Source organism: Streptomyces sp. NPDC029292, from assembly GCF_055569295.1.
In genome coordinates this window covers 249,433-276,024 of the sequence record NZ_JBVHXR010000011.1, presented here as the reverse complement: position 1 = coordinate 276,024, position 26,592 = coordinate 249,433, and the positions used below count along the sequence as shown (strand labels likewise).

26 protein-coding genes are annotated in these 26,592 nt (G+C 71.4%); 12 read left to right on the top strand and 14 right to left on the bottom strand.

Annotated elements, in window-relative coordinates:
• Positions 1-5: 5 nt before the first annotated feature.
• From ACZ4WS_RS24815 to ACZ4WS_RS24805, 3 genes are read right to left on the bottom strand one after another with little or no spacing between them, the layout of a single operon-like run.
• Positions 6-1,796 (bottom strand): L-aspartate oxidase, encoded by a 1,791-nt coding sequence (locus ACZ4WS_RS24815; RefSeq protein ID WP_467983404.1) that lies wholly within the window; start codon positions 1,794-1,796, stop codon positions 6-8.
• Positions 1,793-2,785 (bottom strand): pantoate--beta-alanine ligase, encoded by a 993-nt coding sequence (gene panC, locus ACZ4WS_RS24810; protein WP_467983402.1) that lies wholly within the window; start codon positions 2,783-2,785, stop codon positions 1,793-1,795. The genes ACZ4WS_RS24815 and panC overlap by 4 nt, the downstream gene beginning before the upstream one ends.
• Positions 2,786-2,813: 28 nt before the next feature.
• The gene (locus tag ACZ4WS_RS24805) at positions 2,814-3,734 is read right to left on the bottom strand and encodes a Rossmann-like and DUF2520 domain-containing protein (protein ID WP_467983400.1); all 921 of its coding nucleotides are present in this window, start codon (positions 3,732-3,734) and stop codon (positions 2,814-2,816) included.
• A 172-nt stretch (positions 3,735-3,906) separates the two neighbouring features.
• Here ACZ4WS_RS24805 and ACZ4WS_RS24800 point away from each other — a divergent pair, with 172 nt between their 5' ends.
• Positions 3,907-5,115, top strand: a complete 1,209-nt coding sequence (locus ACZ4WS_RS24800; RefSeq protein WP_467983399.1) for a threonine aldolase family protein — start codon at positions 3,907-3,909, stop codon at positions 5,113-5,115.
• Positions 5,116-5,211: 96 nt separating this feature from the next.
• Here the strand turns inward: ACZ4WS_RS24800 and ACZ4WS_RS24795 are convergent, their stop codons facing one another.
• The gene (locus tag ACZ4WS_RS24795; RefSeq protein WP_467983398.1) at positions 5,212-5,427 is read right to left on the bottom strand and encodes a hypothetical protein; all 216 of its coding nucleotides are present in this window, start codon (positions 5,425-5,427) and stop codon (positions 5,212-5,214) included.
• A 161-nt stretch (positions 5,428-5,588) separates the two neighbouring features.
• Between ACZ4WS_RS24795 and ACZ4WS_RS24790 the strand changes: the two genes are divergently transcribed.
• Positions 5,589-6,695: a DUF5937 family protein gene (locus ACZ4WS_RS24790; protein WP_467983397.1), complete on the top strand. Its 1,107-nt coding sequence runs from the start codon at positions 5,589-5,591 to the stop codon at positions 6,693-6,695.
• Positions 6,696-6,728: 33 nt separating this feature from the next.
• Here the strand turns inward: ACZ4WS_RS24790 and ACZ4WS_RS24785 are convergent, their stop codons facing one another.
• The 3 genes from ACZ4WS_RS24785 to ACZ4WS_RS24775 form a co-directional block, all read right to left on the bottom strand.
• Complete coding sequence (locus ACZ4WS_RS24785) at positions 6,729-7,361, bottom strand: AAA family ATPase (RefSeq protein WP_467983396.1); 633 nt, start codon at positions 7,359-7,361, stop codon at positions 6,729-6,731.
• A gap of 136 nt (positions 7,362-7,497) precedes the next feature.
• Positions 7,498-8,169: a response regulator transcription factor gene (locus tag ACZ4WS_RS24780; protein WP_467983395.1), complete on the bottom strand. Its 672-nt coding sequence runs from the start codon at positions 8,167-8,169 to the stop codon at positions 7,498-7,500.
• A 58-nt stretch (positions 8,170-8,227) separates the two neighbouring features.
• Entirely contained in the window at positions 8,228-9,433 is a 1,206-nt protein-coding gene (locus ACZ4WS_RS24775; protein WP_467983394.1) for a sensor histidine kinase, read from the bottom strand.
• Between the two features lie 118 nt (positions 9,434-9,551).
• On the opposite strand from ACZ4WS_RS24775, the gene ACZ4WS_RS24770 reads away from it, so the two are divergent.
• Positions 9,552-10,691 (top strand): SAM-dependent methyltransferase, encoded by a 1,140-nt coding sequence (locus ACZ4WS_RS24770; RefSeq protein ID WP_467983393.1) that lies wholly within the window; start codon positions 9,552-9,554, stop codon positions 10,689-10,691.
• A gap of 51 nt (positions 10,692-10,742) precedes the next feature.
• On the opposite strand, the gene ACZ4WS_RS24765 is transcribed toward ACZ4WS_RS24770, so the two are convergent.
• Complete coding sequence (locus ACZ4WS_RS24765; RefSeq protein ID WP_467983392.1) at positions 10,743-11,894, bottom strand: NADH-quinone oxidoreductase subunit D; 1,152 nt, start codon at positions 11,892-11,894, stop codon at positions 10,743-10,745.
• A 31-nt stretch (positions 11,895-11,925) separates the two neighbouring features.
• Here ACZ4WS_RS24765 and ACZ4WS_RS24760 point away from each other — a divergent pair, with 31 nt between their 5' ends.
• Positions 11,926-12,438, top strand: a complete 513-nt coding sequence (locus tag ACZ4WS_RS24760) for a PH domain-containing protein (RefSeq protein WP_467983391.1) — start codon at positions 11,926-11,928, stop codon at positions 12,436-12,438.
• 95 nt (positions 12,439-12,533) lie between these two features.
• Positions 12,534-13,871: a PH domain-containing protein gene (locus ACZ4WS_RS24755; RefSeq protein ID WP_467983390.1), complete on the top strand. Its 1,338-nt coding sequence runs from the start codon at positions 12,534-12,536 to the stop codon at positions 13,869-13,871.
• 67 nt (positions 13,872-13,938) lie between these two features.
• Here ACZ4WS_RS24755 and ACZ4WS_RS24750 read toward each other — a convergent pair whose 3' ends face one another.
• The 4 genes from ACZ4WS_RS24750 to ACZ4WS_RS24735 all read right to left on the bottom strand — a co-directional run bounded on the left by ACZ4WS_RS24750 (position 13,939) and on the right by ACZ4WS_RS24735 (position 17,978).
• Positions 13,939-15,423 carry a hypothetical protein gene (locus ACZ4WS_RS24750; protein ID WP_467983389.1) on the bottom strand — a complete coding sequence of 495 codons (1,485 nt, stop codon included), beginning with the start codon at positions 15,421-15,423 and terminating at the stop codon, positions 13,939-13,941.
• A 166-nt stretch (positions 15,424-15,589) separates the two neighbouring features.
• On the bottom strand, positions 15,590-16,552 hold the full coding sequence (locus ACZ4WS_RS24745; protein WP_467983388.1) for an ABC transporter substrate-binding protein: 963 nt from the start codon (positions 16,550-16,552) through the stop codon (positions 15,590-15,592).
• A 26-nt stretch (positions 16,553-16,578) separates the two neighbouring features.
• Positions 16,579-17,259, bottom strand: a complete 681-nt coding sequence (locus ACZ4WS_RS24740; protein WP_467983387.1) for an ABC transporter permease — start codon at positions 17,257-17,259, stop codon at positions 16,579-16,581.
• Positions 17,256-17,978, bottom strand: a complete 723-nt coding sequence (locus ACZ4WS_RS24735) for an ABC transporter permease (RefSeq protein ID WP_467983386.1) — start codon at positions 17,976-17,978, stop codon at positions 17,256-17,258. The genes ACZ4WS_RS24740 and ACZ4WS_RS24735 overlap by 4 nt, the downstream gene beginning before the upstream one ends.
• Before the next feature lie 154 nt (positions 17,979-18,132).
• Between ACZ4WS_RS24735 and ACZ4WS_RS24730 the strand changes: the two genes are divergently transcribed.
• Entirely contained in the window at positions 18,133-19,293 is a 1,161-nt protein-coding gene (locus tag ACZ4WS_RS24730; RefSeq protein WP_467983385.1) for an ABC transporter ATP-binding protein, read from the top strand.
• A gap of 111 nt (positions 19,294-19,404) precedes the next feature.
• Here ACZ4WS_RS24730 and ACZ4WS_RS24725 read toward each other — a convergent pair whose 3' ends face one another.
• Complete coding sequence (locus ACZ4WS_RS24725) at positions 19,405-20,535, bottom strand: alpha/beta hydrolase (RefSeq protein ID WP_467983384.1); 1,131 nt, start codon at positions 20,533-20,535, stop codon at positions 19,405-19,407.
• 224 nt (positions 20,536-20,759) lie between these two features.
• Between ACZ4WS_RS24725 and ACZ4WS_RS24720 the strand changes: the two genes are divergently transcribed.
• The 6 genes from ACZ4WS_RS24720 (at position 20,760) to ACZ4WS_RS24695 (ending at position 25,898) form a co-directional block, all read left to right on the top strand.
• Positions 20,760-22,565, top strand: coding sequence for a phosphatidylglycerol lysyltransferase domain-containing protein (locus tag ACZ4WS_RS24720; protein ID WP_467983383.1), 1,806 nt, complete (start codon positions 20,760-20,762; stop codon positions 22,563-22,565).
• A 161-nt stretch (positions 22,566-22,726) separates the two neighbouring features.
• Positions 22,727-23,641: a dihydropteroate synthase gene (gene folP / locus ACZ4WS_RS24715; RefSeq protein WP_467983382.1), complete on the top strand. Its 915-nt coding sequence runs from the start codon at positions 22,727-22,729 to the stop codon at positions 23,639-23,641.
• Complete coding sequence (locus ACZ4WS_RS24710; RefSeq protein ID WP_467983381.1) at positions 23,638-24,132, top strand: nuclear transport factor 2 family protein; 495 nt, start codon at positions 23,638-23,640, stop codon at positions 24,130-24,132. The genes folP and ACZ4WS_RS24710 overlap by 4 nt, the downstream gene beginning before the upstream one ends.
• A gap of 248 nt (positions 24,133-24,380) precedes the next feature.
• Positions 24,381-24,740, top strand: coding sequence for a dihydroneopterin aldolase (folB, locus tag ACZ4WS_RS24705; RefSeq protein ID WP_467983380.1), 360 nt, complete (start codon positions 24,381-24,383; stop codon positions 24,738-24,740).
• Positions 24,737-25,348, top strand: coding sequence for a 2-amino-4-hydroxy-6-hydroxymethyldihydropteridine diphosphokinase (gene folK / locus ACZ4WS_RS24700; RefSeq protein ID WP_467983379.1), 612 nt, complete (start codon positions 24,737-24,739; stop codon positions 25,346-25,348). Before folB ends, folK begins: the two co-directional genes overlap by 4 nt.
• Positions 25,349-25,412: 64 nt before the next feature.
• Positions 25,413-25,898: a DUF3180 domain-containing protein gene (locus ACZ4WS_RS24695; protein ID WP_467983378.1), complete on the top strand. Its 486-nt coding sequence runs from the start codon at positions 25,413-25,415 to the stop codon at positions 25,896-25,898.
• 37 nt (positions 25,899-25,935) lie between these two features.
• Here the strand turns inward: ACZ4WS_RS24695 and folE are convergent, their stop codons facing one another.
• Entirely contained in the window at positions 25,936-26,541 is a 606-nt protein-coding gene (folE, locus tag ACZ4WS_RS24690; RefSeq protein ID WP_467983377.1) for a GTP cyclohydrolase I FolE, read from the bottom strand.
• Positions 26,542-26,592: the final 51 nt, after the last annotated feature.

Genomic DNA, 26,592 nt, shown 5'->3' with positions numbered 1-26,592 from the left:
TGCTGTCACTGCTCCTGTGGACGGGGCGCCGGCTGGGGCATGGGGGTCCCCCCGCGCGAGCGGAGCCGAGCGTGGGGGAGGGTCGGGGGGAAGTCTGCTGTGTCGGTGGTGCGTACCGCGAGGGTCCGGTCGGGATTCAGCCGTACGACGATGTGACGGCGCCAGTCCGAGTCGTCCCGGTCTGCATGGTCCTCGCGCCAGTGGCAGCCTCGGGTCTCCTCACGGAGACGGGCGGCGGCGACCAGGACCCGGGCCACGCACAGGAGGTTGGTGGCCTCCCAGGTGTCGACGCCGGGCTCGGAGGTCTTGCCGTTCTCGTCGAGGGCGTCGCGTGCGTCGGTGTGCAGCTGCTGGAGGCGGTCGGCGGCGGTCGCGAGGGACGTGGCCGAGCGCAGGACGCCCGCGCCGTCCGTCATGATCCGCTGGATCGCGAACCGTGACTCCGGGGCGAGCAGCGGGTGCGCGGGCTTCTCGGGGTGCGCGATCGGCTCGGGCACGCGCGCGTGGAGGCCGTTTTCCGCCTGGCTCTCCGCGATGTCCGCCACGATGCGCTCGGCGTAGACCAGGCCCTCCAGGAGGGAGTTCGAGGCGAGCCGGTTGGCGCCGTGCACGCCGGTGCAGGCGACCTCGCCGCACGCGTACAGGCCGGGCACCGTGCTGCGGCCCCGCGCGTCCGTGCGGACGCCCCCGGAGGCGTAGTGGGCGGCCGGGGCGACCGGGACGGGCTCGGTCACCGGGTCGATGCCGTGGGAGCGGCAGGCGGCCAGGATCGTCGGGAAGCGGTGCTCCCACATGTCGGCGCCGAAGTGCCGGGCGTCGAGGAACATGTGCTCGGCGTCCTGCTCCTGCATGCGACGCATGATGCCCTTGGCGACGATGTCCCGGGGCGCCAGCTCGGCCAGCTCGTGCTGCCCGACCATGAAGCGCACGCCGTCCGCGTCGACCAGGTGGGCGCCCTCGCCGCGTACCGCCTCGGAGACCAGCGGCTGCTGGCCCTCGGCGTCGGGGCCGAGGAAGAGCACGGTCGGGTGGAACTGCACGAATTCGAGGTCGGAGATCTCGGCTCCGGCGCGCAGGGCCAGGGCGACCCCGTCACCGGTCGACACGGACGGGTTGGTGGTCGCCGAGAAGACCTGGCCCATGCCGCCGGTGGCGAGGACCACGGCGGGGGCGTGGACGGCTCCCACGCCGTCGTGCTGGCCCTCTCCCATGACGTGCAGGGTGACGCCCGCGGTGCGGCCGTCGGCGTCCGTGAGGAGGTCCAGGACGAGCGCGTTCTCGACCGTACGCAGCCCGCGCGCGCGGACCGCCTCGACCAGGGCCCGGGAGATCTCCGCGCCGGTCGCGTCGCCGCCCGCGTGCGCGATGCGGCGGCGGTGGTGGCCGCCCTCGCGGGTGAGTTCGATCGAGCCCTCGTCGTCGGTGTCGAAGTGGGCGCCGGTCGAGATCAGGCGGCGCACGGCGTCGGGGCCCTCGGTGACGAGAATGCGTACGGCCTCCTCGTCGCACAGGCCCGCGCCCGCCACCAGGGTGTCGTCGAGGTGCTGCTCGGGGGTGTCGCCCTCGCCGAGGGCCGCGGCGATACCGCCCTGCGCCCAGCGCGTGGAACCGTCGTCCAGGCGGGCCTTGGTGACGACGACGGTCTTCAGGCCCGCGGCCTCGCAGCGGAGGGCCGCGGTCAGTCCCGCGACCCCGGAGCCGACGACCACGACGTCCGCGGTGAGGGCCCAGCCGGGGGCGGGCGCGTGCAGTCGTATGCCAGTGCCTGTACCTGTACCTGTGCCTTTGCCGGTCACGAGGCGGCTCCGAAGGTGAGGGGGATGTTGTCGATCAGCCGGGTCGTCCCGACCCGGGCGGCGACGGCGAGGACCGCCTCGCCGGTGAAGTCGTCGTCGACCTCGGTGAAGTCGGAGGGATCGACCAGGGCCAGGTAGTCCAGGACCAGCGGCGGCTGCATGCGGGCCGCCTCGTCGAGAACCAGGCGGGCGGCGGCGCGAACGCCCGTGGGACCGCCGGGGACGGCCTTCGCCACGGCGTGCGCGTCGGCGGCGGCGCGGGATTCACCGATCGCGCTGAGGGCCTCGGCACGCGCGCGCGTGGCGGGCACTTCGCGGGCACGCGCGCGCAGTGCCTCCTGGGCGGCGTGCCGGTCGCGGCCCGCGAACAGCGCCTGCGACAGGGCGAGCGCGGTGCGCCGCTCCTCGGGCGAGAGGTAGCGGTTGCGGCTGGAGAGGGCGAGCCCGTCCTCCTCGCGCACGGTGGGCACGCCGACGATCTCCACGCCGAAGTTCAGGTCGCGCACCATGCGCCGGATCAGCGCCAGCTGCTGGGCGTCCTTCTGCCCGTACAGCGCCGCGTCGGGCCGGGTGAGGTGGAGCAGCTTGGCGACGACGGTGAGCATGCCGTCGAAGTGCCCGGGGCGTACGGCCCCCTCCAGGCGCTCGCCCAGGGGGCCCGCGGAGATGCGGACCTGGGGTTCGCCACCGGGGTAGACCTCGTCCACGGCGGGGGCGAACACGACGTCCGCGCCCGCCTGCTCGGCGATCTTGAGGTCGGCGTCGAGGGTGCGCGGGTAGCGGTCGAGGTCCTCGCCCTTGCCGAACTGGAGCGGGTTCACGAAGACGGTGACGACCACTTCGCCCCGGTCCCCGGCGATCTCGCGGGCGGTGCGGATCAGCGTGGCATGGCCCTCGTGGAGGGCGCCCATGGTCATCACGACGGCTCGGCGGCCTTCACGCGCGCGTGCGTGCAGTTCGTCGGCGGTGCGCAGCAGGGCGGTGGTCATCGGGCGTCTCCGTTTCCGAGCGCGCGCGTCATCGGGCGTCCCCTTCGGTCCCGTTGGCGAGTACCCCGAGGAGGTCCTCGGCGAGTTCCGGCTTGAGCAGTCCGTGGGCGAGCGCCCGGTCGGCGGTCGCGCGGGCCATCGCGAGGTAGCCGGCGACGGTCTGCGGGGCGTGCTTGCGCAGCTCGGCGACGTGCGCGGCGACCGTGCCCGCGTCCCCGCGCGCGACGGGCCCGGTGAGGGCCGCGTCGCCCGACCTGAGGGCGTTGTCCAGGGCGGCGCCGAGCAGCGGGCCCAGCATCCGGTCGGGTGCCTCGACGCCCGCGGCGCGCAGCAGCTCCATGGACTCGGCGACCAGGGTCACCAGGTGGTTGGCGCCGAGCGCGAGGGCCGCGTGGTAGAGCGGCCGGTTCTCCTCGGCGATCCACTCGGGCTCGCCGCCCATCTCGATCACCAGGGCCTCGGCGGCCAGGCGCAGCTCCTCGGGCGCGGTGACCCCGAAGGAACATCCGGCGAGCCGCTGTACGTCCACGGGGGTGCCGGTGAACGTCATCGCGGGGTGCAGCGCGAGCGGCAGCGCGCCCGCCCTGAGCGCCGGGTCGAGCACGCGCGCGCCGTACCGCCCGGAGGTGTGCACGAGCAGCTGTCCTGGCCGTACGGCCCCCGTCTCGGCGAGTCCCTCGACGAGCCCGGGCAGGGCGTCGTCCGGGACGGTCAGCAGCACCAGCTCCGCACGCTCCAGGACCTGTGCCGGGGACACCAGCGGCACGTCGGGCAGCAGCTGCGCGGCCCGCCGCTTGGAGGTGTCGGAGACCCCGGAGACGGCCACCGGCCGGTGTCCGGCGAGCTGGAGCGCCGCGGCGAGCGCGGGGCCGACACGGCCCGCGCCGACGACGCCGACGGTGAGCCGGGCGGGGCGGTCCTTGGGGTCTGGCTGTGGAAATGTACTCACTCGACGGCGGCCTTCCGTTCCAGTCCGCTCGGGGTACCGGACGATTTCTCGTCATGTTAACGCGATTGGTTCGGGGGCCGTTTTCGTTGTCCACAGGCTGTGGGTTTCCGCGGGGCGCGGGGGCGTGGAAATGCGAGTGCCCGAGCAGCCCGGCTCAAGAGATGATCCGGGGATGAGTGATACGGCGGAGCAGCCCGAAGAGCAGACCGAGGTGCCCTCGGCCGAGCAGGGCGAAGGGCTGGTCGAGGCGCCCTCGGCCGAGCAGCGGCGGGAGCGGCGGACGGCCGCCTACCGGGGAGCTGAGCGCCTCCTGTCGCGCCCCGGGCACAAGGCCACGCTCCGGGAGCGGCTGGCGGACCTGGACGAGGTGGCACACCTGTACGACCTGGACGAACCCGTGGACATGTACGGGAACCGGATAGTCGAGGCCCTGGAGGAGCGGGTCGCCGGACTGCTGGGCATGGAGGCCGCCGCCTTCTTCCCCACGGGCACGATGGCCCAGCAGGTGGCGCTGCGCTGCTGGGCGGGCCGCACCGGCAACACGACCGTCGCCCTGCACGGGCTGAGCCACCCCGAGGTGCACGAACGCAACGCGCTCAGCACGGTCAGCGGGCTGCGCCCGGTCCGTGTGACGAGTGAGCCCCGACTGCCGACCGCCGACGAGGTCCGGGACTTCGAAGAGCCCTTCGGGGCGCTGATGCTCGAACTGCCCTTGAGGGACGCCGGTTTCGTCCTGCCCTCCTGGGAGGAGCTCTCCGAGGTCGTGGCAGCCGCCCGGGAACGCGACGCGGTGGTCCACTTCGACGGGGCACGCCTGTGGGACTGCACCCCGCACTTCGGCCGTCCCCTGGACGAGATCGCCGGACTCGCGGACAGCGTCTACGTGTCGTTCTACAAGTCGCTCAACGGGTACAGCGGCGCGGCACTCGCCGGCCCCAAGACCCTCATCGACGAGACGAAGACCTGGCGCCACCGGTACGGCGGCATGGTCGTCCACCAGTTCCCGGCGGTGCTGTCGGCGCTGGCCGGACTGGAGCGTGAGCTGCCCCGGCTGCCTGAGTACGTGGCCCACGCGCGCGTGGTCGCCGCGGCGCTGCGCGAGGGGTTCGCGGCGGCCGGGGTGCCCTGGGCCCGCGTACACCCCGAGGAGCCGCACACCCACGAGTTCCAGGTCTGGCTTCCCTACGACGTCGACGTGCTGGAGGACGCGGCGACGGCGCAGGCCGAGGAGACCAAGACCTTCCTGTTCGCCGGCCCCTGGGGCAGCGCCGGGCCGGGCCTGGCGTTCACCGAGGTCTCCGTACGGTCCGACGGGCTGGAGTGGACGGCCGACGACGTCAGGGCGGCCGTCTCGGACTTCGTGGCACGGCTGCCCCGCTGAGGCCCGGCCCGGAGCGCCCGGCTTCGGGGTCCGCTCCGAAGGCCGGCCCGGGTCAGCGGCTCGCGTGCCGCCGCTCGACGGCTCGCGTGCCGCCGCTCAGCAGCTCGCGTGCCGCCGGCCGTGCAGCCACCGGCCCAGGGCCTGCCGTATCCGCCCATGGGCCGGGCGCTCCGCCACGGCCGCCCGGAACTGCCGGTAGTCGCGCAGCTCGCGCGCGACCTGCCAGTCGTGCCGTCCGGGCGCCGGAGGGGTGGGCTCGCCGTGCTGCCGAGCCCGGTAGGTGTCGAGGAGGTACTGCTGGGTGACGCTCATGGCGGTTCGCCTCTCGGGACGGGAACTGGGATCCGTAGGCCCCGCGCGGTCTGCCCCGGTTCTGATCCCAGACTGCGCCCGCTCACGGCACATGTCGCCCCGATTGACGGCCGCCGTCAATCGACGGCGGGGTTGTCAGTGGCGGGGTGCACCATGAGGTCATGAGCGTGCACATCGATATCACCGGGCTGCGACGGGAGCGGATCGCCGTCGTGCCGTCACCGCTGGCCGAGCTCGGCATGGCGCTGCACGCGCTGTCCGAGCCGGGGCACCACCCCGGTCTGCAGGGCTGGGCGACCGGGGTGACCGCCCGGCTCGACCCGCATCTCGCCGACCGGATGTGCGAGGCGGACTTCCTGTGGCGTACGACGTTCTCGGATCTGTTCCTGCCGTACGCGGGGATTCCCGGCAGGGCGACGCTCCCGGGCGCCACCCTCGCCGAGGAGCTGGACCTGCTGGACAAGCTGACGGACGAGCAGTTCGTGGACGCGGCCCTGGAGTTCACCTGCGCGCTCCCCTACGCCGCGCCGGGCCGGGACACACTCTCCGACCCGGAGCTGCAGCAGCGCGCGCTGGAGCTGGCCGCCGCGCGCGGGCCGCAGCAGCTGCGGTTCAGCAAGCGGCTGCTGGACGACCCGCCCAGGATCCGGGCGTGGCTGCGACAGTTCCTGGAGGACTGCGACGAGGCGTTCTTCGCGGAGTCCTGGGCCCGGCTGCACCACCAGCTCGCCGCGGACGCCCGCCACAAGACGGACCTTCTCCGGCGCAAGGGCCTGGCCGAGGCCGTGGCGTCGGTGTCCTCGGCGGTGGAGCTCGACGAGGCCGCCCACGCGATCACGGTCGACAAGCTGGGCCACGCGCGTACGGCGACCGGCGACGGCGGCCTCCTGCTCGTGCCGACCAGTCTCGGCTGGCCCCACCTCATGGTGCTGCACCGGTACGGCTGGCAGCCGGTGCTGCACTATCCCGTCGGATCCCCGGAGCTGGCGGCACCGTCCTCGCTCGAGCAGCTGACCCTGCGGATGACCGCGCTGTCCCATCCGGTGCGGATGCGGATCTGCCGGAGTCTGGGCCGCAGCGCGTTCACCACGGGCGAGCTGGCGCAGGTGCACGGAATGACGGCCCCTGAGATATCCCGGCATCTGGGCGTGCTCAAGAAGGCGGGCCTGATCACCACGAGGCGCCGGGGCCGGTATGTGCTGCACCAGCTGGACGTCACCGTAGTGGCTCGGCTGGGGAGCGACTTCTTGGAAGGCATCCTGCGCTGAAGCCGGGGGCACCCGCGGACCGCGGGCGCAGCCTCAGTCGAACCGGATGTGCTTCGCCCCTGTCCATGCCCGGCGCAGCCGCCCCCGCACCACCCCGTCCCGGTTCGGCGTGAGTGCCAGCCCCGCCAGTACGGCGATCCGGTCGGCGGTCTTGGCAACCGTCGTGTGATCGGTCCACAGATGCTCGGCGAACTCCGGCTCGCGCAGCCGCTCCAGGCAGTGGTCGAGCTGCCGCACGGCCCAACTCTCCCTGCGCAAGGGAGCGTCCTTCCCGGCGACGTACTGAAGGAGGTGCCCGAAGCCGCGCTCACGCAGCCGCTTCAGTACGGTCTCGCGCTGGGCGAGGAGCGCGAAGTGACGTACGTCGTGGCCGAGTTCGCCCAGCCGTCCGACGGTCTCCTCGAAATAGCGGGAATTCGTGACCGTCATGGGGGCGATGACCACGCCGTCGTGCTTGGTGAGGACGAGGTCGAGCACCTCGACCACGCCCTGCCGCCAGGAAGCCAAGTCCTGGAAGTCACTGCGGAGTTCGGGCGGCAGCATGCGGCGCAGGCCGAAGCCGGCCTCTTCCGGGTCGCAGATGACGCTGCCCGGCAGGCGCCGCTGGATCTCGTGTGCGGTCTGTGTCTTGCCACCCCCGAAGGGGCCGTTGATCCACAGGAGCATGCGGAGACCCTAGTGGGCACGGATTACGCCCCGGTCACGCGCCCCCACGCAGCCCTGTCCGCCCCGCGCACAACCCCGTCCGCCTCCCCGCGCACCACCCCGTCCGCCCCGGGTCAGCCGTACCCGCCCGCCCGGGTCATCCGTGCCCTCCCGCCCGTACCAGTCCTGTCTCGTACGCCAGGACAACGACCTGCACGCGATCCCGCAGTCCCAGCTTCGTCAGAATGCGCCCCACATGCGTCTTCACGGTCGCCTCGGAGAGCACGAGGCGTGCCGCGATCTCCCCGTTCGACAGGCCCTGCGCGACCAGCACCATGACCTCGCGCTCGCGGTCGGTGAGCCGCTCCAGCTCCTTGTGCTGGGGGGCCTTGCCCGCGTGGGGCAGCATCGGCGCGAAGCGGTCGAGCAGGCGCCGGGTGGTGGAGGGCGCGACCACGGCGTCGCCGCTGTGCACGGAGCGGATGGCGGTGAGCAGCTCGCCGGGCGGCACGTCCTTGAGCATGAAGCCGGAGGCGCCCGCCTTCAGCCCGGAGAAGGCGTACTCGTCGAGGTCGAAGGTGGTGAGGATCAGCACCTTCGGGGGGTTCGCTTCCAAGCAGATGCGGCGAGTGGTCTCCACGCCGTCCAGCTTCGGCATGCGCACGTCCATCAGCACCACGTCGACCGCGGTGGCGCGCAGCACCTGGAGGGCCTCGACGCCGTCGCCCGCCTCGGCCACGACCTCCATGTCCGGCTGGGCGGCGAGCACCATCCGGAAACCGGTGCGCAGCAGCACCTGGTCGTCGACGAGCATCACTCGGATCGCCATCGGGGTCCTCTTCCGTTCGGTCAAAAAGGGCGGCCGCCATCGGGGGCCGTTACAGGTGTCAGTGGGCGGGCTTGAGCGGGAGCAGGGCGCTGATGCGGAAGCCTCCACCGGGCCGCGGCCCCGCGTCCAGGGTGCCGCCGACCATGCCGACGCGCTCGCGCATGCCGATCAGGCCGTGGCCCTGGCCGTCGGCGCCCCCCTCCTCGTACAGCTCATGGGGCGCGCCCTTGCCGTCGTCCTCGACGAGCAGTCCGAGGCCGTCGTCGAAGTAGACCAGGCGCACGCTCGCGCCCGTGTTCGGGCCTCCGTGCTTGCGCGTGTTGGTGAGCGCCTCCTGCACGATGCGGTACGCCGTGAGTTCTACCCCGCTGGGGAGGGGGCGCGGGGTGCCCTCCACCTTGAAGTCGACGGGGAGGCCCGCGATACGGCACTGCTCGATGAGGTCGTCGAGCTGCTCGACGTCGGGCTGCGGCACGTACTCGCCGCTCTCCTGGTGCTCGCCGGTGCGCAGCACGCCGAGCAGGCGGCGCATCTCGGCGAGGGCCTGGCGGCCGGTTCCGGAGATGGTTTCCAGGGCCTTCCTGGCCTGGTCCGGGGCGGTGTCCATGACGTACGCGGCGCCGTCGGCCTGGACCACCATCACCGAGACGTTGTGCGCGACGACGTCGTGCAGCTCGCGCGCGATCCGGGCGCGCTCGGCCGCGACGGCGACCTTGGACTGCGCCTCGCGCTCCTTCTCCAGACGGGCGGCGCGCTCCTCGAGCTGGGCGAGGTAGGCGCGGCGGGTGCGGATGGAGTCGCCCAGCACCCAGGCGAGCGCGAACGGAACCGTCTGGAAGACCGCTATCAGCACGACGGCCAGCCCGCCCGATTCCGCCGCGGGCCAGCGGATCTGCGAGAGGGTCCCCGCACACAGGCCGCCGGTCAGCGCGAGCCGGGAGGCCCAGCGGGCGCCGTCCGCGGCGACGGTGTAGATGATCACCAGCATCGCGAAGTCGGCGGTCATCACCTCGACGTCGAGGATCAGCTGCGCGAGGCCCATCGCGGCGGCCAGGATCAGCATCTTCTCGGGCATACGGCGGCGCAGCGCCACCACCAGGCACAGGACGACGGAGATCAGGAACGACTCGGTGAACGACCCGTGGTGGTTCGGGGCCCCGTTGACGCTCGTGATGTTCACGCCGGTGATCCCGAGCAGGACGACGGCCCAGAAGCTGTCGACCCACGTCGGGTACCTGCGGAGAAAGTCATAGAGGCGCTGCACGTAACCCAGAGTAGGGAAGCGTGCAGTGTGCAGGGGTCAACCGGAGGACCGATCCGCGACCGGCGCTCGTACTCCCCAAGGTGGAGGCTCCCTTGTCCGTGACGCCTAGCCTGGTCCGGTGAGACGTGAGGCGACAGGCGAGTGGCGGGGTTGGCGCGAGGCGACGGAGGAGGCGCTGTACGGGCCCTCAGGCTTCTACCGCAGGCCCGAGGGGCCCGGGGGCCACTTCCGCACCTCCGTGCACGCCTCACCGCTCTTCGCCCAGGCCGTGGCCCGGCTGCTGTGCCGCGTCGACGAGGCACTGGACCGCCCCGCGTCGCTCGCCTTCGTCGACATGGCGGCGGGCCGCGGCGAACTCGTGACCGGGGTCCTCGCCGCCCTCCCGGCCGAGGTGGCCTCCCGCGCGCGCGGGTACGCCGTCGAACGCGCCGACCGCCCCGCAGACCTTGATCACCGGATCGAGTGGCTCCCTGAGCCCCCTGAGGGCGTCACCGGGCTGCTGTTCGCCAACGAGTGGCTGGACAACGTACCGGTGGACGTCGCCGAGGTGGACTCGGAAGGGGTGGCGCGGCTCGTTCTCGTACGCGGGGACGGGACCGAACGCCTCGGGGAGCCCGTCGCGGGGGCGGAGGCGGAGTGGCTGCGGAGGTGGTGGCCGCTGTCGTCCGAAGGAGCCGGCGCGCTCACCGAGGCGTTCGGTCCCGTCCCCGAAGAGGCCCGCGCGCCGTCCGAAGAAGCTCACACGCCATCCGACGAAGCCCACGCGCCGTCCGACGAAGCCCGCGCGCTCCTCGATGGAGCTCGCACGCCCTCCGAAGGAGCGCGCGCTGAGATCGGGCTCCCCCGGGACACCGCCTGGGCCTCCGCCGTCGCCGTCCTCGACCGGGGTCTCGCCGTCGCCGTGGACTACGCGCACTTCGCCGCCGCCCGGCCGTCCTTCGGGACGCTCACCGGATTCCGGGAGGGGCGGGAGACGGTGCCGTTGCCGGACGGGTCGTGCGACATCACGGCGCACGTCGCGCTGGACGCGTGCGCGCTGCCCGGGGGGCGCGTGGTGACCCAGCGCGCCGCGCTGCGCGCGCTGGGCGTGAGTGGCGCGCGCCCGGCGCTCACGCTCGCGTCCACCGACCCCACCGCATACGTGCGCGCCCTCGCGAGCGCGGGCGCCGCGGCGGAGCTCACCGCGCCCGGCGGCCTCGGCGACTTCGGGTGGCTGATCCAGCCGGTTGGAATTCCGAACGATCCCCTTGAGGACTAGCGGTTTGAATTCCGAACGATCTCGTCGGAGGCGGTCGGGGACTTCCGAGACCTACTTGTCGATGTCCCCGACCACGAAGAACAGTGACCCCAGGATCGCCACCATGTCCGCGACGAGCGTGCCCGGGAGCAGTTCGGTGAGCGCCTGGATGTTGTTGAACGAGGCCGAGCGCAGCTTCAGCCGGTACGGGGTCTTCTCGCCCTTGCTGACGAGGTAGTAACCGTTGATGCCGAGGGGGTTCTCGGTCCAGGCGTACGTGTGGCCCTCGGGCGCCTTAAGGACCTTGGGGAGCCGCTGGTTGATGGGTCCCGGCGGCAGCTCCACGAGGCGGTCGAGGCAGGCGTCGGCGAGGTCGAGCGCGTTGTGGACCTGTTCCAGGAGGCACTCGAAGCGGGCGAGGCAGTCGCCCTCCTGGCGCGTGACGACCTTCAGGGTGTCCTGGAGCTCCCCGTACGCGAGGTACGGCTCGTCCCGGCGCAGGTCGAAGTCGACCCCGGAGGCGCGCGCGATCGGCCCGCTCACGCCGTAGGCGTGCACGGTCTCCGGCGTGAGGGCGCCCACGCCCCGCGTACGCCCCCGGAAGATCTCGTTGCCGAGCACCAGGTCGTCGTACACGTCCATCCGCGAGCGCAGGGCCGCGACGGAGGCACGCGCGCGTGAGGTCCATCCGGCCGGAAGGTCCTCCTTGAGGCCGCCGACCCGGTTGAACATGTAGTGCATGCGCCCGCCGGAGACCTCCTCCATGACGTGCTGGAGCTCCTCGCGCTCCGTGAAGGCGTAGAAGATCGGGGTGATCCCGCCCAGCTCCAGGGGGTACGAGCCCAGGAACATCAGGTGGTTCAGGACCCGGTTGAGCTCCGCGAGCAGCGTGCGCGTCCACACCGCGCGCTCGGGGACCTCCATGCCGAGCATCCGCTCCACGGCGAGGACCACGCCCAGCTCGTTCGAGAACGCGGACAGCCAGTCGTGGCGGTTGGCGAGCATGATGATCTGGCGGTAGTCGCGCGCCTCGAAGAGCTTCTCCGCGCCGCGGTGCATATAGCCGATGACCGGCTCCGCGTGCTGGATCCGCTCGCCGTCGAGGACGATCCGCAGCCTGAGCACACCGTGCGTGGACGGGTGCTGGGGCCCGATGTTGAGCACCATGTCGGTGCTCTCCGCGGCGCCGCCGATACCGACCATGGTCTCCGTCGTAGGAGTCATGGGAACAGTCTGTCCTACGTACGCTTGCGATATGGAGACGGGGAGCGCCGAGAACACGGGGACCACCGCGAACGCGCAGGGTGAGCCGGTCTGGACCGGGCTGCCTCCGGGGCTGCTGCGGATGCGACGACTGTTGCTGGTGGTGTGGCTGGGGCTGCTGACGATCGGCGCGGGGCTGCTGCTCACGCTGCTCGCCGGGCCCGTCTGGGCGTCCTTCGCCCTGCTGCCGCTCGCCCTGATGGGGTGGGGCTGGCGGATGCTGGGGCGCAACTGGCGCTCCTGGCGGTACGCCGAGCGCGCGGACGACCTGCTGATCAGCCGGGGTGTGCTGTTCCGCGAGGAGACCGTCGTGCCGTACGGCCGGATGCAGCTGGTCGAGGTGACCTCCGGGCCCGTCGAGCGGCACTTCGGGCTCGCGAGCGTGCAGCTGCACACGGCGGCCGCGGCGACCGACGCCTGCATTCCGGGCCTCGACCCGGCCGAGGCCGAGCGGCTGCGGGACCGGCTGACGGAGCTGGGCGAGGCACGATCGGCGGGGCTGTGAGTACGGCTCCCCCGGGCCAGGAGGGTACGACTCCCCCAGGCCGGGAAGGCGCGACTCCTCCAGGCGAGGAGGGTGCGGCTCCCCCGGACCAGGAGGTGCGGGAGCGGAAATCGCTCTTCGAGCGGCGGCTGCACCCCGTGACGCCGCTGCGGCGGGCGTGGGCACCGGTCGCCGTGATCGCCGGGTGGGCCGTGCACGACCCCAACCAGGCGCAGGAGCAGCTGACCAAACTCACGACGACCGCGCTGCTCATCGGGTTCGCCGTGTTCGTCACCGGCGGGGCCCTCTACGGCCTTCTGACCTGGTGGTTCACGCACTTCGCGGTGACCGACACCGAACTGCGCATCCGAACGGGCCTGTTGTTCCGGCGCACGGCACACATCCGGCTCGAACGCCTCCAGGCCGTCGACGTCACCCAGCCGCTGCTGGCCCGCGTCGCGGGAGTCGCCAAACTCAAACTCGACGTCATCGGGACGGACAAGAAGGACGAACTAGCCTATCTCGGCGAGGACGAGGCCCGCGCCCTGCGCGCCGAACTCCTCGCCCGCGCGGCCGGTTTCGCGCCGGAGACCGCGCACGAGGTCGGCGAGGCGCCGGTGCGGCAGCTGCTGCACGTGCCGGCGGGCGTACTGGCGGTGTCCCTGGTGCTCACCGGCGCCACCTGGGGATCGCTGGCCGCCGCCCTCGTCGTACCGCCGCTGCTGTGGTTCGGCACCCACAGTGTGTGGACGGTCCTGGCGACCGGGGTGCCGCTGCTCGGCGCGGCGGGCGCGAGCAGTGTGGGGCGGTTCGTCGCCGAGTACGACTGGACGGTGGGCGAATCGCCGGACGGGCTCCGGATCGACCACGGGCTCCTCGACCGTACGCACGAGACGGTGCCGCCTGGGCGCGTGCAGACCGTACGGATCGTCGAGCCGCTGCTGTGGCGGCGATGGGGGTCCCCCCGCTCGAGCGGAGCCGAGAGTGGGGGAGGGTGGGTGCGGGTGGAGCTGGACGTGGCGGGGTCGTCCAACTCCGTGCTCGTGCCCGTCGCTCCGCGCGAGGTCGCCGAGTCGGTGATCGCTCGGGTGCTGCCGGGGGTGATGGTGCCGGACTCGCTGTCGCGGCCACCGCGCCGGGCCGGGTGGTGCGTGCCGTTCTGGTGGCGGGGGTACGGGCTCGCCGTCACCGACACCGTGTTCGTCGCGCGGCATGGGCTGCTGCGCCGCAGCCTCGCGCTCGTGCCGCACGCGAAGGTCCAGAGCGTGCGGCTGGAGCAGGGGCCGTGGGCCCGCTTCAAGCGGCTCGCCGACGTTCATGTGGACACGGGGGCCAACAAGACGGTGACGGCCCGCCTGAGGGACGCCTCGGAGGCGGTGGAACTTCTTCAGGCCCAGGCCGACCGGTCCCGTACCGGGCGTCGGGAGGCGCGGCCGGATCGGTGGATGGCTTGACGCCGCGCCGAACGGGATGAGGGCAGTGGCTCGGCGCCACTGCCCTCATGTACGAAAACAGGCGGGTTCAGGAAACCGCGCTCCGCAGCTCCGCCACGTCGATCTGTTCCGTCTCGTCGTGGGCGGTCAGGTCGATGACCTGGCCGATGCCGCGGGACTCCTCGTCCGCGGGCTTGAACCCGGCCTCGGCCTCGGCCTTGTGCAGGGCCAGCGCCTCCTGGCCCACCACGTCCGCGAGATCCTCGTTCTGCACGGCCTCCAGCGCGGCCGCGGACGACTCCTTCTGCGTACCGAAGAAGTCGAACCCGCCCTCGACCGACGGGCGCCGCACGGGCGCGGCCGGTACGACGGCCACCGCGGTCGGCACGGTGAAGTGCCCGGAAGGCTTCGCGGGCTTCACGGGCTTCACGGCCTGCGGCGACTTCACGGCCGGCGACGACAGCGGCGACTCCGCGGCCGGGGAAGGCTGGGACAGCTTCGTCTCGGCGGCCGCGCGCTCATGCCCGCCGGCCGCCTCGGGCTTCCCCTGCGCCTCGCCCTCCTCCGCGGCGGCGGCGTCCGCGGAGGGACCCGCCCCGGCGGAACGTCCCTTCGCGGGCTCGCCGCTCACCGACTCACCGTTCACGGACCCGCCGCGCACGGAATCGCCGCTCACGGAATCGCCATGCGCAGAGTCGCTCTGCACCGGCTCGTTCGGCGCCGGCTCGCTCTGCGCCTCCTCGCTCTGCGCCGAGCCGTCCGGCTCCGGAGTGCCGTTCGCGATCCGGCTCAGCGCCGCGTCGGCCCGAAGGAAGAGCGATGAACCGGCCGGGGAGAAGACCTGGGGAGACTCCGGCGAATCCGTCGACGCGGAGGCGTCGGCGGTGGAGGCGATCTCTGAGCCGGTCTCGGAGGCGTCGGCGGCCTCATCCGCAACAGAAGCCTCAGCAGCCTCGGTTCCCGCACTCCCCGACCCATTCGCGGCAGCCACGTCCTCGAGCACCTCAGGCGCCTCGGACATCTCGGGCACCTCGGGCGCTTCCAGGGACGCCGGCGCCTCGGGAGACTCCGGCTCTGCCGGAGCCGTCCGCGCGGCGGGCAGCGCGCGGGCCGGAACCGACGTCTCTATCGCGAGCAGCCGACGCCCTTCCAGGGCGCTCGCCCGCTCCGTCTCCGCCGTGGCGTACCGCCGCAGCAGCGCCGCGTGTTCGTTGCGCAGGCCCGCCAGCTCCGCCCGCTTCGCGCGCAGCTTGTGCTCCAGCTTGGTGCGCAGCTCACGCGACTCGTCGAGGTCGGTCTCCAGCTCGGCGACGCGCTCCTCATGGCGCCACTCGTCGCTCGCCCGCGCGCGCGTGAGGTCCGCGACCTGTTTGCCCGCCGCGGTGTCCCAGCGGCGCATGACGACCGCGCCGAGGACCGCCGTCACCGCGGCACCCGCGGCCAGCCCACGGAGCACCAGCGGCTCCGCGAACAGCCAGGGCCCCACGGCGCAGACGAGCGAGACGCCTGCGATCGCCGAAGGAGGCAGCAGCCTGTGCAAGGGCGGGGAATGGCGGTGACGTCCACGTGGCATGGCCAGAAACTTACCGCGCGTAGGCGAATCTTGGTGCCCCGCCTGGCAAAAACACAGCCACCCCGAAGCCTTCACGCCGCCTCAGCCGCCCACAAGGGCCACTCCTTGCGCCTACTTGCCGCTTTTTGGCCCTTCTCGCCGCTACCGCTTCTGCCCCTTCTTGCCGCTACTTCTTGATCAAACCCTTCGACTCCAGATAGTCCTTGGCGACATCCGCCTCCTTCTGGCGCTCCGCGTCGACCTTCCGGTTGAGTTCCACGAGATCATCCGTGGTGAGCGTGTCCGTGAGCTTCGCGAGCGCTTCGGCTATCTCCTGGCTGCCCGCGTCCTTGGCGTTCACCACGGGAAGCACGTTGTCCGCGTTCTGCAGTCCCTTGTCGTCCTTGAGGAGCACGAGGCCGAAGTTCTTCAGCGTCGCGTCCGTGGTCGTCGTCAGCACCACCTGGTCCGTGCCGTTCTTGACCGCCTGCTTGGCCTGCGTCGTACCGACACCCTTGGGATCGATTCCGGAGACGTCGATTCCGTACAACTTCTTCAGACCCGGCGCGCAGAAGGGCCGCGTCTCGCATTCGTCGCCGGCCGCGATCTTGACCTTGAGGCCCGACTTCCCGAGATCCGAAAGGGTCGTGAGGTTGTGCTTCTTGGCGAATTCGGAGCTCACCGCGAACGCGTTCTGGTCGACCGCGTCGCCGGCCGGCAGCACCTTCAGGCCCTTGGGCTCGGCGAGCTTCTTCAGCGCGGTGACGGTGGCGTCGACATCGCTGGAGGCGACCGCCTTCGCGTTCGAGCCGTTCTCCTTCAGGTTGAGGAATTCGGCGAGCGTCGCCGCGTATTCGGGGACGATGTCGATGGCCCCCTTCTCCAGCTGAGGTTCATAGATCTCGCGGTTCTCGACCGTCTTGACCGTCACGCTGTAACCGGCGTTGCCCAGCACCTGCTTGTAGAGCTCGCCGAGCACCTTCGCCTCGGTGAATCCGGCGGCGCCCACGACGAGCTTGCCCTTGCCGCCACCGGACGACTTGCCCGAACCGCCGCTTTCGAGGCTGTCCCCGCCGCACGCGGCGAGCCCCGCGGTCAGCGCACCCACGGCCACCGCCGCGATCGTGATCCGACGCGTCCTGCTGTTCATCGCTACCCCTATCAAGAAGTCGAACGTCACCGCGCCGCGCCCGAGCGCCCGCGCATGGGGTCGAAGACCCGCCCCGCCATCACCAGCACGCCCTCGACCAGCAGGGCGAGCACCGCCACCAAGAGGGCGCCCGCGACCACTTGAGGTGTGTTCTGCAGGCTGAACCCGGCCGTGATGATCCGGCCGAGCCCCCCTTCGCCGGCCGACGCGGCGAGCGTCGCCGTGGCGATGATCTGCACCGTGGCGGACCGCACGCCGGTCATGATCAGCGGGTACGCGAGCGGCAGTTCGACCTGCCGGAACACCTGGCCGCCACTCATGCCCATGCCGCGCGCGGCCTCCAGGACCGACCGGTCCACCTCGCTCATCCCGATGTACGCGTTGGTCAGCAGCGGCGGCACCGCGAACAGCACCAGCGCGATGAGCGTCGGCAGATCCCCGTGTTCACCGAGCGGCGTGAGCGTGAGCAGCACCAGCACGGCCAGCGTGGGCACCGCCCGCCCCACATTGGAGAGGTTGACTGCGAGCGCTCCGCCCTTGCCGATGTGCCCGAGCCACAGCGCGAGCGGCAGCGCGATCAGGCAGGAGACGGCGAGCGTGACCCCGCTGAAGTACAGGTGTTCCACGAGCCGGTGCCACACCCCCTTCTCCCCCTGCCAGTTGGCGCCGGTGGTCAGCCAGTCGTACGCACCTGATATCGCGTTCACGCCGCTTCAGCCACCTTCGTGGAGGCCGGGCGCCGCCGTATTCGGGGAGCGCGGGTCGCGCGCACCCAGGGCGTGAGCAGTCGCTGGAGTCCGAGCAGCAGCAGGTCGGCGGCCAGGGCGAGCAGCACGCAGATCACGGACGCGGTGAGCACCTGCGCCTTGAAGTCGCTGTGCAGCCCGCTGACGATCAGGGTGCCGAGCCCGCCGTAGTCCACGATGTACCCCACGGTCGTCAGCGCCACGGTCGACACCGTGGCGATGCGCACCCCGGCGAGCACCGAGGGCAGCGCGAGCGGCAGTTCGACCTCCCACAGCAGCCGCGCGGACCCGTACCCCATGCCGCGCGCGGCCTCGATGGCCTCCTCAGGGACGGCCCGCAGACCCGCGAGGACATTCCGCACGAGGATCGTCAGCGAATACAGGACGAGACCGGTGATCACGAGTGAGGCCGAGAGCCCGAACAGGGGCAGCAGCAGCGAGAACATCGCGAGTGAGGGGATCGAGTAGAGGACCGTCGTCAGGCCGAGGATCGGACCCGCGAAGCTGCGGTACCGCCGGGCGAGCAACGCCAGCGGAAAGGCCACGATCACGCCGATGGCCACCGAAACCGCCGTGATCCACACGTGCTGCACGGTCGCGTCGATCAGTTCCTGACTGCGGGAGCGGACGTACTCCCCGCAGATCCAGTCATTGGCCACCAGACAGTTCTGCTCGCTCACCCACCCCACCTCCCCCGAAAATCCCCAGCACGCGCTCATGAAGGCGACTTGCTGGCGACCCTAACCCCCACCACTGACAATGGCCGAGAGTCGCCGTAAGGCCGAAACATTGCCTTCACACAACTCCCGCCGCACCCGGCCACAATGGGGAGCCATGATCCGGTTCGAGAACGTCACCAAGCGATACGCGGACGGCACCACGGCCGTCGACGACCTGTCCTTCGAGGTTGCCGAGGGCGAACTGGTCACGCTGGTCGGCCCGTCGGGCTGCGGCAAGACCACCACGATGAAAATGGTGAACCGGCTCATCGAACCGTCGAGCGGCCGGATATTCCTCGACGGCGACGACATATCCGTCATCGACCCGGTCCAGCTCCGCCGCCGTATCGGCTATGTCATCCAGCAGGTCGGCCTCTTCCCGCACAAGACGGTCCTCGACAACACGGCGACCGTCCCGCATCTCCTCGGCGTCAAGCGCGCCAAGGCCCGCGAGCGCGCCGCCGAACTCCTCGACCTGGTCGGCCTCGACCCGTCCGTGTACGGCGACCGCTACCCCGAGCAGCTCTCCGGCGGCCAGCGCCAGCGCGTCGGGGTGGCCCGCGCACTGGCCGCCGACCCGCCCGTGCTGCTGATGGACGAGCCGTTCGGCGCGGTCGACCCGGTGGTGCGCGAGCATCTGCAGAACGAGTTCCTCAGGCTCCAGCAGACCGTGCGCAAGACGGTCCTGTTCGTCACGCATGACATCGAGGAGGCCGTACGTCTCGGTGACCGCATCGCCGTGTACGGGCAGGGCCGCATCGAGCAGTTCGACACCCCGCCGGCCGTCCTCGGCGCGCCCGCCACCGACTACGTGGCCGACTTCGTCGGCGCGGACCGGGGCCTCAAGCGGCTGTCCGTGACGCCCATCGAGGAGAGTGACCTCGAAGAGCCGCCCGTGGTGCGCCTCGACGACCCGCTGCCCATGAAGCTGGACGCCCGCTGGGCCGTCGTCCTGGACGCGGCCGGCGATCTGCACGGCTGGATCTCCGCCGAGCACGCGCGCGTGGGGACCGGCACGGTCCGCGAGCACGCCCGCCGCATGGAGGCCTGGCTGCCCGTCGGGGCCTCCCTGAAGCAGGCGTTCTCGACGATGCTCCAGCACGACGCGGGCTGGATCGCCGTCATCGACAAAGACAGCGAGGGCCGCTTCCTGGGCGTGCTCACTCCGGCCCGGCTGCACGAGGCGCTGCGCCGCTCGACGGCCGCGGACGCGCGGGACATCGCGCGCGCGGATGTCGAGCTGGAGACGCTGGACACGGTGGTCAGCGGCCGCTGAAGCGTTTCTTCCCCAGGTGAAGCTTTCTTCCTCAAGTGAGGCTTTCTTCCACAGCGCAAGCCCTTCTTCCCCGGCTGAAGCGTTTCTTTCACCTGCCGGCCCGAGTGACCGTCACCGGTCGCTCAACCGCCCGCTGATCCACTGCAGCGTCGCCGGGATCTCCCGTCGCCACGTGTTGAAGTTGTGGCCACCGCTGTCGAGGATGATCGACGAGATCCGGGTGCGCTGATTGGACTTCACGAGGTCTATGAACTTCAGCGTGGCCTTGTAGTTGGCCTCGCCGATCTTGCTGCTGCTGACGAGCAGTGAGGTGTCGGGCGCGGGCCTGTTCTTGAGGTACCACCTCAGGTCGGCGCTGTTCTGCAGCGCCTTGTCGCCCTGGAAGAGGTCGCCCGTCGTGGGGTCGATCGGCGCCTTGTAGTACGGCGACAGGCCTGCACCGGCGGCGTACACCTCGGGGTGGTGGACGGCGAGCTTCAGGGCGCAGTAGCCGCCCGTGGAGTCGCCGATGATGCCCCAGCTCCCGGGCTTTTTGCCCACCCTGTAGTGGGCCGTTACGGCGTCGGGGAGGTCCTTGGCGAAGAACGACTCGGTCTGCGGGCCGCCGGGGATGTCCACGCACTCGGTGTCCCGCGGCGGCGCGACGGTCGGCCGCAGCATGACCAGGATCATCGGCTGCACCTTCCCGTCCTTGGCCATCTCGTGAGCCGTCTGCGGATAGTGCAGGCCCTTGATGAGCGCCTCGGCGGTGCCCGGATAGCCGGTGAGGACGGTGGCGGCCGGGAAGGTGCGGGTGCGGTACCGAGCCTGGAAGTACTCCGGAGGCAGATAGACGTACGCCGGAGTGGCGATGTGCGTCGTACGGCCGACGATGTCGACCTTCTGGATCTGGCCGCCGGTCTGCGGCCGGGAACCGCCCGACACGTTCACCGCCTGGGTGCCGACGACTTGGAGGGGGCCGCCGCCCGCGCCGTTCTGGCCGTTGTGGTCGACGACCACGCCCTGGCCGCTCTCCTGGCCGAAGAGGTCCGCCCAGCTGGCGTAGAACCCGAACGCCTGGTTGACCGATAGTCCGATCGAGACGAAGACCACCAACTGGGTGGCCAGCAGCAGTCCGACCCGTCCGCTGACGGCCCGCCAGTTGCGCCGCGCCAGCCGTGGCCACAGCCACACCGTGCCGACGAACAGCAGTACGGCGAGCATGACCGCCAGCACCAGCACCTTGTTGCTCGTGAGACCCATGAGCCTTCCTGCCTGCGCTTCCTGTCCCGAACGCGCCCCGCTCCTTCGCGCGGGCTTGCCCCGGACTTTCCTTGCCTTTTGAAACGGCTTTCCGGAGGGGAGTGAACCTGTCTCCCCAAGACACCGTCCTAGAGGGCGCAATGTCGCCGGATGCCGGAATGGCACCGGATTCAAGGTCTCTCGCAGAACTACGGGATGCGATGTCTGTCAGGATAGATGGGGAAATGTCGGGTGGGGTTCCGAGTCGATCAGGCCGGACGCGGCGCATAGTCCGCGGTCCGCGTCCGGACGCCGTGCCCGCCCTTGTCGCCAGGGCCTGCACGCTCGTAGGGGTCCTGGACATCGCCGCCGGCGTCTTCCCGCGTTTCCGGCGCAGCCGTATGCACGCCATGGCCGAGGTACTCCCCGGCGCGCTCGGCCCGTTCGCCGCCGCGCTGTCACTCAGCGCCGGCGTGCTTCTGCTGCTGCTCGCTCACGGGTTGCGCCGCCGCAAACGCCGGGCGTGGCGGGCCGCCGTCGTACTGCTCCCGGCCGGTGCCGTCGCGCAGTTCGTGTACCGCCACTCGCTCATCGGCGTCGTTATCTCCGCGGCCCTGCTCGCGCCGCTGCTGCGCCACCGGAGCGAATTCGCGGCCCTGCCCGATCCGCGCAGCCGCTGGCGCGCGCTCGCCAACTTCGTGCTCATGGGAGCCGGTTCCCTCGTCCTCGGACTCATCATCGTCAGCGTCCACGAGAACCGGATGGTCGGCGACCCGAGCCTCGCCGACCGCATTACCCACGTCCTGTACGGCCTGCTCGGCTTCGAAGGACCCGTCGACTACAGCGGACCCACGTCCTGGACGGTGGCCTTCTCGCTCGGCGCGCTCGGCTGGCTGACCGCCGTCACCACGATCTACCTGGCCTTCCGCCCCGAACACCCCGCCGCGCGCCTCACGGAGGACGACGAGGTCCAGCTGCGGGCCCTCCTGGAGAAGCACGGCAGCCGCGATTCGCTCGGCCACTTCGCGCTCCGCCGCGACAAGGCCGTCGTCTTCTCGCCCAGCGGCAAGGCGGCCGTCACCTACCGCGTCGTCTCCGGGGTGATGCTCGCCAGCGGCGACCCCATCGGCGACGTCGAGGCCTGGCCCGGCGCCATCGAGCGCTTCATGGACGAGGCCAAGGCGCACTCCTGGACACCCGCCGTCATGGGCTGCTCCGAGACGGGCGGCGAGGTGTGGACCCGCGAGACCGGCCTCGACGCGCTCGAACTGGGTGACGAGGCGGTGGTGGATGTCGCGGATTTCTCCCTGGCCGGGCGCGCGATGCGAAATGTGCGCCAGATGGTGAAACGCATCGAGCGGGCTGGTTACGAGACACGGGTACGGCGCATCCGTGACCTCAGCGAGGGGGAGCTGGACCGCATACGGCGCGCGGCGGAGGCCTGGCGCGGCACGGACACCGAGCGCGGCTTCTCCATGGCCCTCGGCCGCATCGGTGACCCCTCCGACGGAAACTGTCTGATCGCCACCGCCCACAAGGCCGACAACGCACCCGGCCCGTACGGCGACCTGAAAGCCGTCCTCCACTTCGTCCCGTGGGGCACGGACGGCGTGTCCCTCGACCTCATGCGCCGCGACCGGTCGGCCGACCCCGGCATGAACGAACTCCTCATCGTGGCGGCGCTCGAGGCGTCCCCCCGCCTCGGCATCAAGCGGATCTCGCTCAACTTCGCGATGTTCCGCTCGGCGCTCGCCCGCGGCGAGAAGATCGGCGCCGGGCCTGTGCTGCGCGCCTGGCGAGGCCTGCTGGTCTTCCTGTCCCGCTGGTTCCAGATCGAGTCGCTGTACAAGTTCAACGCGAAGTTCCGCCCCCGCTGGGAGCCCCGCTTCGTCGTCTACGGCTCCTCCGGCGACCTCCCGCGCATCGGCTTCGCGGCGATGCAGGCGGAGGGCTTCGTGAACCTGGCGCTGCCGCGGTTGCTGCGCCGCCGGACCCGGACTCCGCGCCCCTGCGCGCACGGGGTGACGGAACGCGGGGTCAGAGCGGCGTAGCTCCCCTGAACAGGCCTGAGCGAGGGCCCGACCCGCCCAGCCCTGGGCCCTCGCTCAGGCCGCACCCGGGACGCGGCCCGCTTCCGTGCGCGCCGAAGGCGGGAGGGCTCCCACCCCACCGGGGGCGATTCGGCCCCTCGCCGGAGGCCTAGGCTGGATGTATGAGCAATGAGCGCGGGCGCGGCCAAGTCGCGGGACTGCCGACGTGGGACCGCTGCGCGGTCATGGGGGTCGTCAACGTGACCCCCGATTCCTTCTCCGACGGAGGCCGCTGGTTCGACACGACGGCCGCCGTCAAGCACGGCCTCGGCCTGGTCACCGAGGGCGCCGACCTCGTGGACGTCGGCGGCGAGTCCACCCGCCCCGGCGCCACCCGGGTCGACGAGGCGGAGGAGCTCAAGCGCGTCATCCCCGTCGTACGAGGGCTCGCCTCCGAGGGCGTCACCGTCTCCGTCGACACGATGCGGGCCAGCGTCGCCGAGCAGTCGCTCGCCGCGGGCGCCGCCCTCGTCAACGACGTCAGCGGCGGTCTCGCCGACCCCGCGATGATCCCGGCCGTCGCCGCGGCGGGCGCCCCCTTCGTGGTCATGCACTGGCGCGGCTTCCTGGAGGGCGGGAACGTGAAGGGGACGTACGAGGATGTCGTCTCCGAAGTCGTCGACGAGCTGCACGCACGCGTGGAGGCCGTTCTGGCGGGCGGCGTCGCCCCCGACCGCATCGTCGTCGACCCGGGCCTCGGCTTCTCCAAGGACTCCGAGCACGACCTGGCGCTCCTCGCCCACCTCGACCGGCTGGGCGCCCTCGGCCACCCCCTGCTTGTCGCCGCCTCCCGCAAGCGGTTCCTGGGCCGCGTCCTGGCGGGCCCGGAGGGTGCCCCGCCGCCCGCGCGCGAGCGGGACGCCGCCACCGCCGCCGTCTCCGCGCTCGCCGCCCACCAGGGCGCGTGGGCCGTCCGCGTCCACGAGGTGCGGGCCACCGCAGACGCCGTACGGGTCGCACGGGCCGTCGAGGGAGCCCGGACCGCTGAGGCGCAAGCGCGCGGCACGCGGGCCCAGGCGGCAGAGGGAGCCCGGTGAGCACCCCCCGCACCGACGTCGAGCAGGTCGAGCTCGCCAATACCGCCTTCTACGAGGCGATGGAGCGGGGAGACTTCGAGGAGCTGTCGTCGCTGTGGCTGGCCCCGCTGGACACGGCCGACGACGACATCGAGGACGAGAGGGCGGTGATCTCCTGCGTCCACCCGGGCTGGCCCGTCCTCAACGGCCGCGGCGAGGTGCTGCGCTCGTACGCCCTGATCATGGCTAACACCGAGTACATCCAGTTCTTCCTCACCGATGTGCACGTCTCCGTGGTCGGCGACACCGCGCTGGTCACCTGCACCGAGAACATCCTCAGCGGGGGCCCCGCACCCGACGACAGCGACGAGCTCGGCCCGCTCGTCGGGCAGCTGGTCGTCGCCACGAATGTGTTCCGCCGCACAGTCGACGGCTGGAAGCTCTGGTCGCACCACGCCTCCCCCGTGCTCGCCGAATCCGGTGAGGAGGAGGACGAGGACACCCCCGGTTGAGTGGGTAGACGGCCCACAGGAACCAAGACGTGGTTGGAATCACGAGCCTCGGGGTAGGGGCGGCTACCAACCCGTGAGCCGCCGTGGTCCCCAGGGAAAACGCCCGGTGAAGCCTCTTGGCCTTCGCCCGGGCGCGCGCCCCCGTGGGCAAGCACTGTCAGTGCCCGCAGGTAGATTCGTTTGAGGCCGGTGTGCCGACCGCACTCGGTACGCACCTGCCCCTACCGACGATTGCAGGAGTGATTCGCGTGGATCGTGTCGCGTTGCGCGGCCTGAAGGCCCGCGGGCACCACGGCGTCTTTGCCAGGGAACGCGAAGAGGGCCAGACCTTCATCGTGGACCTGACGCTGGGCCTGGACACCCGGCCGGCCGCGGCCGACGACGACCTGGCGAAGACCGTGCACTACGGCATCGTCGCGGAAGAGGTCGTCGCCATCGTCGAGGGCGAGCCCGTCGATCTCATCGAGACGCTCGCCGAGCGCATCGCCCAGGCGTGTCTGAAGCACGACGGGGTCCAGGAGGTCGAGGTCTGCGTCCACAAACCGGACGCGCCGATCACGGTCCCCTTCGACGACGTGACCGTCACCATCACCCGGAGCCGAGTATGACCGCCTTCTTCACCGAGGGTCAGAGCGACCCGACCGTACAGCCGGTGCCCGCCTCCGTGGTGGAGCAGGTGGACGCCGCCGACACGACCCTGCAGAACCCGAAACGCGCGGTGATCTCCCTCGGCGCGAACCTGGGCAACCGCCTGGAGACCCTGCAAGGCGCCATCGACGCCCTGGAGGACACCCCCGGCGTCCGCATCAAAGCGGTCTCTCCGGTGTACGAGACGGAGCCCTGGGGCATCGAACCGGGCAGCCAGCCGACGTACTTCAACGCGGTCGTGCTGCTCAAGACCACCCTCCCCCCGTCCTCGCTCCTGGAGCGGGCGCACGCGGTCGAGGAGGCCTTCCACCGCGTACGCGACGAGCGCTGGGGCCCGCGCACGATCGACGTGGACATCGTGGCGTACGCCGATGTCATCTCCGACGACCCGGTCCTGACCCTCCCTCACCCGCGCGCCCACGAGCGGGCCTTCGTGCTTGCCCCCTGGTACGACGTGGAGCCCGAGGCGCAGCTCCCCGGCCGCGGCCCCGTGGCCCAGCTCCTCGCGACGGTCACCCGCGACGGTGTCGCGCCCCGCCCCGACCTGGAACTCCGGCTGCCCGAGTAGTCGTTAAGGTCAAGACGACCAGAGGCCGGACGACAGTCCGGGGCGGGCTTACCGAAGGGGCAAAGTGAAAGAGCTGCGCATCAGGACGCTGGCCGCCGTGTTCGTCGTGGCCGGTGTGCTGTCCTGGGCGGGCGCCCGCTTGTGGAGCGCGGTGGGCACGCTCCCCCGGGTCCCGCTGGCCGCCCCCATCGTGCTGGCCCTGATCGCGGTTGTCCTTCTCGCGACGGCGCTCTCCCTGCGCGCCCGCCTCAAGGCCCAGCGCGAGCGCCGCCCCGGCGCCAAGGGCGTGGACCCCCTGATGGCGGCCCGCGCCGTCGTCTTCGGCCAGGCCAGCGCCCTGGTCGCCGCCCTGGTCGCCGGTATGTACGGCGGCACGGGCGCGTTCCTGCTCGAGTCCCTGGACATCGCCGCACGCCGCGACCAGGCCATCTACGCCGGCTTCTCCGTCCTGGCCGGCATCGGCGTCATAGCGGCCGCCTTCTTCCTGGAGCGCGTCTGCAAGCTCCCGGAGGACGACGACGACAACGGCGGGACGGCTCCGGCGGCGTAACGCAGGAGCCGCCGCACAGCTGCGCAGGGCAATACAGCTAGCGCGCCATGATGAGGCTCATCGCCTCATTGCGGGTGGCGGAGTCCCGCAGCTGGCCGCGCACCGCCGACGTGATGGTCTTCGCGCCAGGCTTGCGTACGCCCCGCATCGACATGCACATGTGCTCGCACTCGACGACCACGATCACGCCACGCGGCTCCAGGATCTCCATCAGGGAGTCGGCGATCTGCGTGGTGAGCCGCTCCTGGACCTGAGGCCGTCGGGCGTAGACGTCCACGAGCCGAGCCAGCTTCGAGAGACCGGTGATCTTGCCGTCGGTGGACGGAATGTACCCAACATGGGCAACTCCGACAAACGGCACGAGATGGTGTTCGCAGGAACTCAGGACTTCGATGTCCTTCACCAGGACCATCTCGTCGTGCCCCAGGTCGAACGTCGTCGTCAGGACGTCCTCGGGCTTCTGCCACAGCCCCGCGAATATCTCCTTGTACGCCCGAGCCACCCGCCCCGGCGTCTCGCGCAGGCCCTCACGGTCCGGGTCCTCGCCGACCGCGATGAGGAGCTCTCGTACGGCGTTCTCGGCGCGCTTCTCGTCGAATTCGCCGATCACGCCCTCGCCGTCCAGCGTCACGGGGTCGGTCATCTGGTCCTCGCTCCTGTGCCTCTCGCGCGTGCGGGTCGACGCGTCGAACTT

What these genes read in the sequence shown, in the direction of transcription:
- panC (WP_467983402.1), bottom strand. Translation starts at nt 2,785, where the DNA reads ATGACCACCGCCCTGCTGCGCACCGCCGACGAACTGCACGCACGCGCG.
- ACZ4WS_RS24800 (WP_467983399.1), top strand. Translation starts at nt 3,907, where the DNA reads ATGAGTGATACGGCGGAGCAGCCCGAAGAGCAGACCGAGGTGCCCTCG.
- ACZ4WS_RS24795 (WP_467983398.1), bottom strand. Translation starts at nt 5,427, where the DNA reads ATGAGCGTCACCCAGCAGTACCTCCTCGACACCTACCGGGCTCGGCAG.
- ACZ4WS_RS24790 (WP_467983397.1), top strand. Translation starts at nt 5,589, where the DNA reads ATGAGCGTGCACATCGATATCACCGGGCTGCGACGGGAGCGGATCGCC.
- ACZ4WS_RS24785 (WP_467983396.1), bottom strand. Translation starts at nt 7,361, where the DNA reads ATGCTCCTGTGGATCAACGGCCCCTTCGGGGGTGGCAAGACACAGACC.
- ACZ4WS_RS24780 (WP_467983395.1), bottom strand. Translation starts at nt 8,169, where the DNA reads ATGGCGATCCGAGTGATGCTCGTCGACGACCAGGTGCTGCTGCGCACC.
- ACZ4WS_RS24765 (WP_467983392.1), bottom strand. Translation starts at nt 11,894, where the DNA reads ATGACTCCTACGACGGAGACCATGGTCGGTATCGGCGGCGCCGCGGAG.
- ACZ4WS_RS24760 (WP_467983391.1), top strand. Translation starts at nt 11,926, where the DNA reads ATGGAGACGGGGAGCGCCGAGAACACGGGGACCACCGCGAACGCGCAG.
- ACZ4WS_RS24750 (WP_467983389.1), bottom strand. Translation starts at nt 15,423, where the DNA reads ATGCCACGTGGACGTCACCGCCATTCCCCGCCCTTGCACAGGCTGCTG.
- ACZ4WS_RS24745 (WP_467983388.1), bottom strand. Translation starts at nt 16,552, where the DNA reads ATGAACAGCAGGACGCGTCGGATCACGATCGCGGCGGTGGCCGTGGGT.
- ACZ4WS_RS24730 (WP_467983385.1), top strand. Translation starts at nt 18,133, where the DNA reads ATGATCCGGTTCGAGAACGTCACCAAGCGATACGCGGACGGCACCACG.
- ACZ4WS_RS24725 (WP_467983384.1), bottom strand. Translation starts at nt 20,535, where the DNA reads ATGGGTCTCACGAGCAACAAGGTGCTGGTGCTGGCGGTCATGCTCGCC.
- ACZ4WS_RS24720 (WP_467983383.1), top strand. Translation starts at nt 20,760, where the DNA reads ATGTCGGGTGGGGTTCCGAGTCGATCAGGCCGGACGCGGCGCATAGTC.
- folP (WP_467983382.1), top strand. Translation starts at nt 22,727, where the DNA reads ATGAGCAATGAGCGCGGGCGCGGCCAAGTCGCGGGACTGCCGACGTGG.
- folK (WP_467983379.1), top strand. Translation starts at nt 24,737, where the DNA reads ATGACCGCCTTCTTCACCGAGGGTCAGAGCGACCCGACCGTACAGCCG.
- folE (WP_467983377.1), bottom strand. Translation starts at nt 26,541, where the DNA reads ATGACCGACCCCGTGACGCTGGACGGCGAGGGCGTGATCGGCGAATTC.